Source organism: Methylophaga sp. UBA4204 (assembly GCF_002379485.1).
Taxonomy (GTDB): domain Bacteria; phylum Pseudomonadota; class Gammaproteobacteria; order Nitrosococcales; family Methylophagaceae; genus Methylophaga.
Map to the genome: position 1 here is coordinate 27,873 of NZ_DFTU01000078.1, position 256 is coordinate 28,128.

1 protein-coding gene is annotated in these 256 nt (G+C 51.2%); it reads left to right on the forward strand.

Going from position 1 to position 256, the window contains the following annotated elements; all coding sequences use genetic code 11:
• Window positions 1–256: alkaline phosphatase PhoX (locus B3182_RS11210; protein WP_292752773.1), on the forward strand; the 256-nt coding region annotated here is incomplete at both ends.

Genomic DNA, 256 nt, shown 5'->3' on the forward strand with positions numbered 1-256 from the left:
CATGCCCGTGCAGCAGCAGATATCGTGGGCGCCACTAAAATGGACCGCCCGGAATGGATCACGGTGCATCCGCATAACGATGAGGTGTTTGTCTCTCTGACTAATAACAGTGATCGGGGCCAACAAGATAACGTCGGTAAAGATGCCGCTAATCCGCGTAACCAGAACCTTTTCGGTCATATTATTAAATTCAGTGAAGCCGACGCCACCGCCACTGAGTTTAGTTGGCAGGTTTTTGTTTTGGCTGGCGAGGGAG